We start from the raw sequence: 10,157 nt of genomic DNA on the forward strand, positions 1-10,157 counted from the left end.
GTCGGAGTAGTTCGAGTTTCGCGTAACGATAGCACAGCGTTCGATGCGTTCAGACGCGCTGACCAACCGCAAGGTCGCGTAACGTCGCACGTCGACGCGTCAGGCGGCGAGGAAGCGGTAGAAATTGCGCAACATGCCAGCCGTTGCACCCCAGATGAAATACGGAGCCGTCTTTTCATCGGGTTTGTAAGGCATGGAAAAAAAACGACGCTCGCCACCTTCCCATTGGAAAACGCGCACTTCGTGGTTTGCCGAGTCCATCAGAAACGCGAGCGGCACTTCGAAGATATCGGCAACTTCGCTCGTATCGGCTTTGAGCGCGAACGGCGGATAGACCAAGGCAACGACAGGCGTCACGCGAAATCCGGTGCCCGTCAGATAGTCCGGCAGCGCGCCGACCACTTCGCAATGCTCCGCGCCCAAGCCGACTTCCTCGCGTGCTTCGCGTAGCGCGGTGGCGGCGGCATCGGCGTCCTCGGGTTCCTGACGGCCGCCGGGAAAGCTGATTTGTCCCGCGTGGTCGGAAAGATGATCGGCCCGCTGAGTCAGGAGCACGGTCAGACCGCCTTCACGCACGACGAGCGGCACGAGAACAGAAGCCACGCGCGGATCGCCGCCGATGGCCTTGATGCGCTGTTCGGGCGCTTCCTGCGTCCATTCGAGCGTCTGTGCGAAACGCGCTCGCAGTCCTTCGGGCGTAAGGCGCGCGGGTGGTATGGCGGGAAGCGCGGCGCCCGTCGAGAGGACGGGCATTCGTTCAGGTTCGAGAATGCGGGGAGTCGAAGTCTTGCCGGTGGACACGGGTCGAAAGCCAGGATGTCGAAGATTCAATTTGAACACACCAAAGAAAAAAGCACCCGCGAGGGTGCTTTTTCAGTACGGCGCCTGGACGCTGAGTCTTTACTCTGCAGCGGCTGCGGCGGTACGGTCCTTCGTGAACAGCTTTTCCTTGATACGTGCCGACTTGCCCGAGCGCTCGCGCAGGTAGTACAGCTTCGCACGACGGACGTCGCCGCGACGCTTCACGACGATGCTCGCCAGCAGCGGCGAGTAGGTCTGGAACGTACGCTCAACGCCTTCGCCCGAGGAAATCTTGCGGACGATGAAGTTCGAGTTCAGGCCACGATTACGCTTGGCGATCACGACGCCTTCGTAAGCCTGCACGCGCTTGCGCGTACCTTCGACGACGTTCACGTTGACGATGACCGTGTCGCCCGGACCGAAGTCGGGGATCGATTTCTCGCCCAAAACGCGCGCGATCTCTTCCTTCTCGAGTTGCTCAATCAGATTCATTACTGACTCCTTGTGCCATCTTGCCGGAGTTGTGTGCCTAGATTTCGCTTGCGCGATTTCGTTGATAAGGCCCCGGTAGAGGATGGGTTCACTTCTGGCGCCGAGGTTGAATTCAGCGCCCCCATTTGCCCCGCTCGTCGGCTCGAAGTCTATTCGGACTTCGACGCCGTCTTCGCGAGATCTGCGAGCCATGCCTCGTCGGCACGGCTCAACATCTTGCTTTTGCGCGCCCGGTGAATCAGATCGGGCCGCTTCGTGAATGTGTTGCGTAATGCTTCGCGCCTGCGCCAGGCGTCGATTTCCTTGTGATGGCCGCCGAGCAGCACATCGGGAACGCGCGCGCCTTCGTATTCTTCCGGACGCGTGTAATGCGGACAATCCAGAAGTACGTCGACGAAACTGTCCTGCACCGCCGATTGCGCGTCATTCAGCACGCCGGGCAACTGGCGCACGACGGCGTCCATCAACGCCATGGCGGGCAATTCGCCGCCTGACAGCACGAAGTCGCCGAGGCTTATTTCTTCGTCTACTTCACGATCGATCAGACGCTGGTCGATTGCTTCGTAACGACCGCACAACAGCACGAGGCCCGGCTCGGCGGCCATGCGCATCACGCGTTCGTGATCGAGCTTGGCGCCTTGCGGCGACATCATCACGACGCGCGTCGTCGCGATGCCTTGCTCGCGCTGCGCGGTTTTCGCGGCCGCGATCGCGTCTTCTAGCGGACGTGCCAGCATGACCATGCCGGGGCCGCCGCCGTACGGGCGATCGTCGACGGTGCGGTAATTGTCCGTGGTGAAGTCGCGCGGATTCCACGTACGCAAACCGAACCGCTCCTGCTTCACTGCCCGGCTGGTAATGCCCCAGTCGGTCAGCGCGCGGAACATTTCGGGAAAGAGCGTTACGACATCGAACTGCATCGCTCTCTCCGTAACTTGCCGATGACGAGCACCGGGTTAATAGTCGGCGTCCCAGTCGACGATGATGCGTTTCGCCGCCCGATCCACCGTCTTCACATACACACCGACGAACGGAATGAGCCGCTCTTCGGTGACGGGCTTGCCATCCTTGTCGGTACTCGGATACTCGATCCGCAGAATGGAATGCGCGCCGTTGTCGATCATGTCGGCGACACGGCCAAGCGCCACGCCCGCTTCGTTTTCGACATCGAGGCCGATCAGATCGACCCAGTAGAACTCGTCTTCGTCGTCGAGCTTCGGGAAGTCGCTGCGAGCGATGTAGACCGCGTGACCCTTCAGCAACAATGCGGCGTCGCGATCGTCACAGCCCGACAGGCGCGCGACGATGGTATCCGCGTGCACTTTCGACTGAACACAACGCGCGGACTTGAACTCGCGGCCTTTGACGAGCCACCAGTTCTTCGCACCGAGGAGCGCGTCGCCGCCCAGCTTGCCGTTGGCGTGCGGAACGATCTTGATCCAGCCCTTCAGACCGTAGGCATCGGCGATAAAACCGATTTCCACCGCGTCTTCAGGAAGACCATCTACCGACTCGCCCCCCGCCGATGCTTCCTGCGCTTTGCCTTCGCCCGAAGCGTCCGCCGTCACGCGACGCGCGCCGGGTTTCCGGACGAACGCGCCAAACGTGCTGGCATTTTCTTCTTGCTTCGGCTTCGGCCGACTGACATTGCCAGCGACGTTGCCGGATTCGGAATTACGCGCGGGCATCAGCAGACCTTGAAGCGGAATACCTTGAACGACTGAACTTCAGTCGACAAACTAACCAGCACTTAAGCAGCCGGTTGAGCTTGCTGAGCTTGCTTGACCAGACGCTCGACGGTCGGCGACAGTTGCGCGCCAACGCCTTGCCAGTAGGTCAGACGATCTTGAGCGATACGCAGCGATTCGCCCTTGGTCGCGACCGGGTTGTAGAAACCAACGCGCTCGATGAAGCGGCCGTCACGGCGGCTACGCGAATCGGTTGCGACGATGTTGTAAAACGGGCGCTTCTTCGAGCCGCCACGAGCCAAGCGGATGATGACCATGCTGAAATCCTTGAAAACCGGGGTTCGGAACTACCAGAACACGCGATTATAGCGGAAACCGACGCTCCAACAAACACTTAACGTGATTATTGCGCGCAGTTCGGGTTTGGAACGCTTCAAACGGCGCGCCGCAAGGACAAAAGCCCCGCAGCGGCCAGTGCGGCATTGTGCCAGTGTGGGACCGCCGAAGCGAGCAGCGTAAGATGTCGGATTCTCGCCTGGCGCAATCAGAGCAATCCGCGATAAGACGGCGCGCGCGCCACTATTTTCACCACCGATACCACCGCTTTCGCTGATGACTTCTTCGTCCGTCGCTACCGAGACCGGCCAGAAACCGGCCGGCAACCAGAATTGCCCGTATTTCCGCTCGAAGACGCTCACGGCGGCGCTCGCGTTTTTCTTTGGCAGTATTGGACTGCACCGTTTCTATCTGTATGGAATGCGCGACAAATGGGGCTGGGCGCATATCGTCGGCATCGTGTTGGGCGCGGTGGGTTATCTGTTGCTCGCGGCGACGGAGCGGACTTCGATTCTGGGCTGGGTGCTGGCGTTTCCCGGCGCGGTGTCGCTGCTGGCGGCGTTTCTTTCCGCGATCGTCTACGGTCTTCGACCCGACGCCAAGTGGGACGCGCAATTCAACGCGCATACCAACCGGCAAAGCGATTCGGGCTGGACGGTCATCTTCATCGTTATTTTTTCATTGCTGTTCGGCGCGTTCTTGCTGATGACCGGCCTCGCGCTGACGTTCCAGACTTATTTCGAAAGCCAGGTGGAAGCTGCGAAGACACTGTCGCAGTAGGCGATAGACGACGATCGCAGGCGTTAGAACAAGTCGAGCTGGCCTTTGTCTGGCACCGGTTTGACGAACGCCGGCGGCTTGAAGTCCGACATGTCGAGAATGCCGCGCTGCCGGGCGTTCAATCCCAGACGCTTGGTTGCTTGTTGAAAGCGCTGCTTCAGCATGTCCGCCCATAATCCTTCGCCCTTCATGCGTTTGGCAAAGTCCGCGTCGTAGTCCTTGCCGCCGCGCATGTCGCGTACGCGGCTCATCACGCGGTCGGCACGATCGGGAAAATGCGCCGCGAGCCAATCCTTGAAAAGCGGCGCCACTTCCCATGGCAGGCGCAACACGATGTAGCTGGCGGTCTTCGCGCCCGCTTCCGCACACGCTTCGAGCACCCGCTCCAGATCCGGCTCCGTGACGAACGGAATTACCGGCGCGATACTCACACCCACCGGAATGCCCGCCTCGGCGAGCGTGCGGATCGTGCGCAGACGCCGCGCGGGGGTGGCCGCGCGCGGTTCGAGCGTGCGGGCGATGTCTGCATCGAGCGTAGTCACGGTGATGGCCGCCATGACCTGCCCGCGCTCCGCCATGGGCGCCAGCAAATCGATATCGCGTTCGATCAGCGACGACTTCGTGATCGCCGCGAACGGATGACCGCAATCGTGCAGCACCTGGATGACGCTGCGCGTGATCTTGAGATCGCGCTCGACGGGCTGATAGGCGTCCGTATTCACGCCGAGCGCAATGGATTCCGGCTCGTACTTCGGCTTGCCGATCTCGCGCCTGAGAAGTTCGGCGGCGTTGACCTTGGCGTAAATGCGGCTTTCGAAATCGAGTCCCGGCGACAGGCCAAGATAACTATGCGTCGGACGCGCGAAGCAATAGATACAGCCGTGCTCGCACCCGCGATACGGATTGAGCGACACGCTAAACGGTATGTCGGGCGAATTGTTGTGCGTCAGAATGCTCTTTGCGCGTTCTTCGAACACTTGTGTGCGAAGCGGCGGCGCGCCCTCGTCGTCACCGTCCGTTTCGTGTAGCCAGCCGTCGTCCACGCGTTCGCGCGCGTCTTTCTCGTAGCGTCCCTGCATGTTCGTCACCGCGCCGCGCCCTTTCAGCGGCGCGGGCGGCGCGACAGGAAATTCACGGTCGGGTGTCGGCATTACGATGAGCGCAGCAGAAATGTACTGTACAAATATACAGTATCGACACGTCATCGCAAGCAGAAAATCACACGTCCACCGGGATCATCAGCGTTTCCTTGATCTCCTCCATTACCACATAACTTTTCGACTGCACCGCGCCCGGCAGTTGTAGAAGGATGTCGCCAAGAAGCTTGCGGTAGTCGGCCATTTCGCCAATCCGCGCCTTGATCAGATAGTCGAAATCGCCGGAAACGAGGTGGCATTCGAGCACTTCCGGAATGCGCTGCACCTCGCGGCGAAACTGCTCGAACATATTGCCGCTCTTGTGATCCAGCGTGATCTCGACGAACACCAGCAGCGCCGCGCCGAGCTGAGCCGGATTAACACGCGCGTAATAGCCCGTGATCACGGCGTCCCGTTCCATGCGCTTCACCCTTTCGATACAAGGCGTGACGGACAGCCCGACGCGCTCCGCAAGGTCCTTCATCGCGATGCGGCCATCCGCTTGAAGAATGTTCAGAATCTTGTGATCGAGCTTATCGAGCGCGCGCACCGGATTTCGCTGTGTTCTCATGCGTTTTTCCTGAAAATCCGCCAAATACATTAACTAAAACTATATCGACATCAATAGTATAGGCGATAACACTACACAAACTTCCGTCCGCGGCTCAGTTCCACTTCTTGCGCGCAAACGGGCAGTTTCATCGAATCCTGATGGAGAACTCATGCGTATCGTTATTCTCGGAAGCGGCGTCGTCGGCGTAACCAGTGCTTACTATCTGGCGCGGGCGGGTCACGAAGTCACGGTCATCGACCGCGAAGCCGGCCCCGCGCTCGAAACGAGTTTCGCCAACGCCGGGCAGATTTCGCCGGGCTACGCGTCGCCGTGGGCCGCGCCGGGCGTGCCGCTCAAGGCCGTCAAATGGATGTTCGAAAAGCACGCGCCGCTTGCCATTCGTCTCGACGGCACGATGACTCAACTTCAATGGATGTGGCAAATGCTGCGTAACTGCACGCAAGATCGCTACATGGTCAACAAGGGCCGCATGGTGCGCCTTGCCGAATACAGCCGCGATTGCCTGCAAGCCTTGCGCGCGGATACAGGCATTCACTACGAAGGCCGCACCGGCGGCACGCTGCAACTCTTCCGCACGCAGGCGCAACTGGACGGCGCGGCGAAAGACATCGCGGTGTTGAAAGACGCGAACGTTCCGTTCGAATTGCTCTCGTCGGCCGAACTCGCGAAGGCAGAACCGGCGCTCGCAGCGGTATCGCACAAACTGACGGGCGGCTTGCGCCTGCCGAACGACGAAACCGGCGATTGCCAGATGTTCACCACGCGCCTCGCCGCCATGGCCGAAGCGTTGGGCGTCAAGTTCCGCTACAACACGCCAATCGACGCACTTGCAATGAGCCAGGGCCGGATTGCCGGCGTGCAATGCGGCAAGGAACTCGTGACAGGTGACTCCTACGTCGTCGCGCTCGGTTCATATTCGCCGAAGTTGCTCGGCGATCTCGTCAAGATTCCGGTTTATCCGCTCAAGGGTTATTCGCTCACCGCGCCTATCGTCGATGCGGCCCGCGCGCCCGTTTCGACCGTGCTCGACGAGACGTACAAGATCGCGATCACGCGTTTCGACGACCGCATTCGCGTGGGCGGCATGGCGGAGATCGTCGGCTACGACAAGTCGTTGAAGCAGGCGCGCCGCGAGACGCTGGAAATGTGCGTGAACGACCTGTTCCCCGGCGGTGGCGATACGGCCAGCGCCAAGTTCTGGACTGGCCTGCGCCCGATGACGCCGGACGGCACGCCGATCGTTGGCCGCACGCCGGTGCCGAATCTGTATCTGAATACCGGCCACGGCACGCTCGGCTGGACGATGTCGTGCGGCTCCGGCCAGTTGCTCGCCGACCTGATGTCCGGCAAGCAACCCGCGATTCGGGCGGACGATTTGTCGGTGCATCGTTATATGGGCGAAGTCGGTGTGAAGACGCGTCCCGCTTATGCTTGAGAAGGCAATCACGCACGAAGAAAACCCCACGTTGCGAACGACGTGGGTTTTTTTCATGCGCGGGCGTCGGCTCGCGTTCGATGAGCTTCGGCGCTCACATCAAAACTGATCCTCGCTCAACGCGAGCACGCCTTCGCTCCCATTCGCGCTGACAATCGATGCCTCGATGCCCGGCGCCTGCGACAGAATGTGTTCCGCGTAAAACTGAGCCGTCGCGATTTTCGCCGAATAAAAGCGCTCGTCCTCGCCGCGCTTTTTTTGCGCGGTGAGCATTGCGCGCGCCATCTGCCAGCCGCACAGCACGATTCCCGCGAGCCGCAAATACGGCACGCTGCCCGCGAAAACCGCGTTCGGATCGCTTCTGAACTTCGCGACGATAAACTCGACCGAGCGCGCGAGCGACAAGCTCCCCGCGCTCAAGTGCCGATGCATCGACATGAACGCCTGGCCCTCCGTATCCGCAAGAGCAGCGATGGTCTGATCGATCTGCGCGAGCAACGCCTGCGCCGTCGCGCCTCCGTCGCGCACCGTCTTGCGGCCGATCAGGTCGTTGGCCTGAATGGCGGTCGTGCCTTCGTAAATCGGCAGAATGCGTGCATCGCGATAATGCTGCGCGGCGCCCGTTTCCTCGATGAATCCCATGCCGCCATGCACCTGCACGCCGAGGCTCGCCACGTCCACCGACATCTCCGTGCTGAATCCCTTGATGATCGGCACGAGATATTCGTAGATCGACTGATGGCTCTTGCGCGTTTTTTCATCGGGATGACCATGCGCGAGATCGCTGTGCGACGCGGCGACATACGCCAGCGCGCGGGCGCCTTCGGTATAAGCGCGCATGGTGAAGAGCATGCGGCGCACGTCGGGATGATGAATGATGGTCACTGGCTCTTTCGATGAGCCATCGACCGGACGGCTTTGCACGCGGTCCTTCGCATACGCGACCGCCTGCTGATACGCCCGCTCCGCAACCGCGATGCCCTGCATGCCAACGGCAAAACGCGCGGCGTTCATCATGATGAACATGTATTCGAGCCCGCGATTCTCTTCGCCGATCAGATGCCCGACCGCGCCGCCGTGATCGCCGAATTGCAGCACGGCCGTGGGACTCGCCTTGATGCCGAGCTTGTGCTCGATCGACACGCAATGCACGTCGTTGCGCGCGCCGGTCGAGCCGTCCTCGTTGACGAGGAACTTCGGCACGATGAATAGCGAGATGCCCTTCACGCCTTCGGGCGCGTCAGGCGTGCGCGCCAATACGAGATGGACGATGTTCTTCGCCATGTCGTGCTCGCCGTAGGTGATGAAAATCTTCGTGCCAAACAGCTTGAAGGAACCGTCGCCCTGCGGCTCGGCGCGCGTGCGTACCAGCGCGAGATCGGAGCCGGCTTGCGGCTCGGTGAGGTTCATCGTGCCTGTCCATTCTCCGGAAATGAACTTCGGCAGATAGCGGGCCTTTTGCACGTCGTTGCCTGCGGTGAGCAGCGCTTCGATTGCGCCATCGGTCAGCAAGGGACACAGCGCGAACGAAAGGCTCGCGGAGTTGAGCATCTCGATGCACGGCGTGGCGATGAGCTTCGGCAGGTTCTGTCCGCCGAACTCCTCGGGATGCACGACGCCTTGCCAGCCGCCCTCGCCGAATTGACGGAACGCTTCCTTGAAACCGGGCGTGGTCGTGACTTCGCCATTTGCCCACGCGCTCGGATTGCGGTCGCCTTCGACGTTGAGCGGCGCGACGACCTCGCCGCAAAAGCGCGCGGCTTCATCGACGACGGCTTGCGCGGTATCGAAGCTGCCGTCTTCGTGGCCTGGCAAAGCGGCGATGCCGTCGATACCGGCCAGTTCCTTGATGACGAACAGCATGTCCTTGACGGGGGCGTGATAGCTCATCGTTCTTGTCTCCTCATTCATCCGATACAAAAAGGGCGCAACAATTGTCGCGCCCTTTCGGTTCTAAGTCGGCGAGCGACGCGTGCTCAGCCGATTTCCTTCACCAGTTCCGGCACGAGCGAAAAGAGGTCGCCGACGACGCCGTAATCCGCGACGCTGAAAATAGGCGCTTCCGGATCTTTGTTGATGGCGACGATGACCTTGCTGTCTTTCATCCCGGCCAGATGCTGAATGGCACCCGAAATACCAACCGCCACGTACAACTGCGGCGCGACGATCTTGCCCGTCTGACCCACTTGATAGTCGTTCGGCACGTAACCGGCATCGACCGCCGCGCGCGATGCGCCCATTGCCGCGCCAAGCTCGTCGGCCAACGGTTCGAGCACCTTCGTGTAGTTCTCGCCGCTGCCAAGACCACGTCCACCCGACACGATGATCGAAGCCGAAGTCAGTTCCGGCCGATCCAGCTTCGTGACTTCGCGGCTGACGAATGACGAGATGCCAGCGTCGGCTGCCGCTTCGATCTTCTCGATCGATGCACTGCCGCCTTCCGCCGCCACCGGATCGAAGCCCGTTGCACGGACCGTGATGACCTTGATCGGATCGCTCGATTGCACCGTCGCGATAGCGTTGCCCGCGTAGATCGGACGCTCGAAGGTATCGGCGCTGTCGACGGCGGTAATGTCGCTGATCTGCGCGACGTCCAGATGCGCCGCGATACGCGGCGCGATGTTCTTGCCATAGGCGGTCGCGGGCGCGAGGATGTGCGAATAGTCCTTCGCGATATTCAGCACCGTGCCCTCGACATTCTCGGCCAGACCTTCGGCGAGTTGAGGCGCATCCGCAAGCAGCACTTTCGAAACGCCCGCGATCTTCGCTGCCGCATCGGCCGCGCCTTGCGCGTTCGCACCCGCGACCAGCACATGAATAGCGCCGCCGATTTTCGCCGCCGCCGCTACCGTGTTCAACGTCGCGGCCTTGATGGACGCGTTGTCGTGTTCCGCAATTACCAGAATCGTCATCAG

General features: G+C 61.0%; 11 protein-coding genes. 2 read left to right on the forward strand and 9 right to left on the reverse strand.

Annotation, left to right across the window (positions count from 1 at the left end):
• Positions 1-99: 99 nt before the first annotated feature.
• The 5 genes from NCR40_RS09800 to rpsP form a co-directional block, all read right to left on the reverse strand.
• Positions 100-753 (reverse strand): CoA pyrophosphatase, encoded by a 654-nt coding sequence (locus NCR40_RS09800; protein WP_250509330.1) that lies wholly within the window; start codon positions 751-753, stop codon positions 100-102.
• Positions 754-900: 147 nt separating this feature from the next.
• Positions 901-1,293 (reverse strand): 50S ribosomal protein L19, encoded by a 393-nt coding sequence (rplS, locus tag NCR40_RS09805; RefSeq protein ID WP_250465293.1) that lies wholly within the window; start codon positions 1,291-1,293, stop codon positions 901-903.
• 149 nt (positions 1,294-1,442) lie between these two features.
• Complete coding sequence (gene trmD, locus NCR40_RS09810) at positions 1,443-2,213, reverse strand: tRNA (guanosine(37)-N1)-methyltransferase TrmD (protein WP_250509331.1); 771 nt, start codon at positions 2,211-2,213, stop codon at positions 1,443-1,445.
• A gap of 36 nt (positions 2,214-2,249) precedes the next feature.
• Positions 2,250-2,981, reverse strand: coding sequence for a ribosome maturation factor RimM (gene rimM / locus NCR40_RS09815; RefSeq protein ID WP_250509332.1), 732 nt, complete (start codon positions 2,979-2,981; stop codon positions 2,250-2,252).
• A gap of 62 nt (positions 2,982-3,043) precedes the next feature.
• Positions 3,044-3,298, reverse strand: a complete 255-nt coding sequence (gene rpsP / locus NCR40_RS09820) for a 30S ribosomal protein S16 (RefSeq protein ID WP_008342343.1) — start codon at positions 3,296-3,298, stop codon at positions 3,044-3,046.
• A gap of 295 nt (positions 3,299-3,593) precedes the next feature.
• Here rpsP and NCR40_RS09825 point away from each other — a divergent pair, with 295 nt between their 5' ends.
• Complete coding sequence (locus NCR40_RS09825) at positions 3,594-4,097, forward strand: NINE protein (RefSeq protein ID WP_250509333.1); 504 nt, start codon at positions 3,594-3,596, stop codon at positions 4,095-4,097.
• Positions 4,098-4,120: 23 nt separating this feature from the next.
• On the opposite strand, the gene NCR40_RS09830 is transcribed toward NCR40_RS09825, so the two are convergent.
• Entirely contained in the window at positions 4,121-5,248 is a 1,128-nt protein-coding gene (locus tag NCR40_RS09830; protein ID WP_244825890.1) for a PA0069 family radical SAM protein, read from the reverse strand.
• 67 nt (positions 5,249-5,315) lie between these two features.
• Positions 5,316-5,804 (reverse strand): Lrp/AsnC ligand binding domain-containing protein, encoded by a 489-nt coding sequence (locus NCR40_RS09835; protein ID WP_244825891.1) that lies wholly within the window; start codon positions 5,802-5,804, stop codon positions 5,316-5,318.
• 151 nt (positions 5,805-5,955) lie between these two features.
• Between NCR40_RS09835 and NCR40_RS09840 the strand changes: the two genes are divergently transcribed.
• Entirely contained in the window at positions 5,956-7,242 is a 1,287-nt protein-coding gene (locus NCR40_RS09840) for a D-amino acid dehydrogenase (RefSeq protein WP_250509334.1), read from the forward strand.
• A 99-nt stretch (positions 7,243-7,341) separates the two neighbouring features.
• Here the strand turns inward: NCR40_RS09840 and NCR40_RS09845 are convergent, their stop codons facing one another.
• On the reverse strand, positions 7,342-9,132 hold the full coding sequence (locus NCR40_RS09845; protein WP_250509335.1) for an acyl-CoA dehydrogenase: 1,791 nt from the start codon (positions 9,130-9,132) through the stop codon (positions 7,342-7,344).
• An 86-nt stretch (positions 9,133-9,218) separates the two neighbouring features.
• Positions 9,219-10,154 carry an electron transfer flavoprotein subunit alpha/FixB family protein gene (locus tag NCR40_RS09850; RefSeq protein WP_250509348.1) on the reverse strand — a complete coding sequence of 312 codons (936 nt, stop codon included), beginning with the start codon at positions 10,152-10,154 and terminating at the stop codon, positions 9,219-9,221.
• Between the last annotated feature and the right edge of the window lie 3 nt (positions 10,155-10,157).

Origin of the sequence: Caballeronia sp. GACF4 (genome assembly GCF_023631025.1) — a bacterium.
GTDB lineage: Bacteria > Pseudomonadota > Gammaproteobacteria > Burkholderiales > Burkholderiaceae > Caballeronia.

Bases quoted from the DNA above. Each gene is read 5' to 3' on its own strand.
- NCR40_RS09840 (WP_250509334.1), top strand. From the start codon at position 5,956: ATGCGTATCGTTATTCTCGGAAGCGGCGTCGTCGGCGTAACCAGTGCT.
- NCR40_RS09830 (WP_244825890.1), bottom strand. From the start codon at position 5,248: ATGCCGACACCCGACCGTGAATTTCCTGTCGCGCCGCCCGCGCCGCTG.
- trmD (WP_250509331.1), bottom strand. From the start codon at position 2,213: ATGCAGTTCGATGTCGTAACGCTCTTTCCCGAAATGTTCCGCGCGCTG.
- NCR40_RS09850 (WP_250509348.1), bottom strand. From the start codon at position 10,154: ATGACGATTCTGGTAATTGCGGAACACGACAACGCGTCCATCAAGGCC.
- NCR40_RS09800 (WP_250509330.1), bottom strand. From the start codon at position 753: ATGCCCGTCCTCTCGACGGGCGCCGCGCTTCCCGCCATACCACCCGCG.
- rimM (WP_250509332.1), bottom strand. From the start codon at position 2,981: ATGCCCGCGCGTAATTCCGAATCCGGCAACGTCGCTGGCAATGTCAGT.
- NCR40_RS09825 (WP_250509333.1), top strand. From the start codon at position 3,594: ATGACTTCTTCGTCCGTCGCTACCGAGACCGGCCAGAAACCGGCCGGC.
- NCR40_RS09835 (WP_244825891.1), bottom strand. From the start codon at position 5,804: ATGAGAACACAGCGAAATCCGGTGCGCGCGCTCGATAAGCTCGATCAC.
- rplS (WP_250465293.1), bottom strand. From the start codon at position 1,293: ATGAATCTGATTGAGCAACTCGAGAAGGAAGAGATCGCGCGCGTTTTG.
- NCR40_RS09845 (WP_250509335.1), bottom strand. From the start codon at position 9,132: ATGAGCTATCACGCCCCCGTCAAGGACATGCTGTTCGTCATCAAGGAA.
- rpsP (WP_008342343.1), bottom strand. From the start codon at position 3,298: ATGGTCATCATCCGCTTGGCTCGTGGCGGCTCGAAGAAGCGCCCGTTT.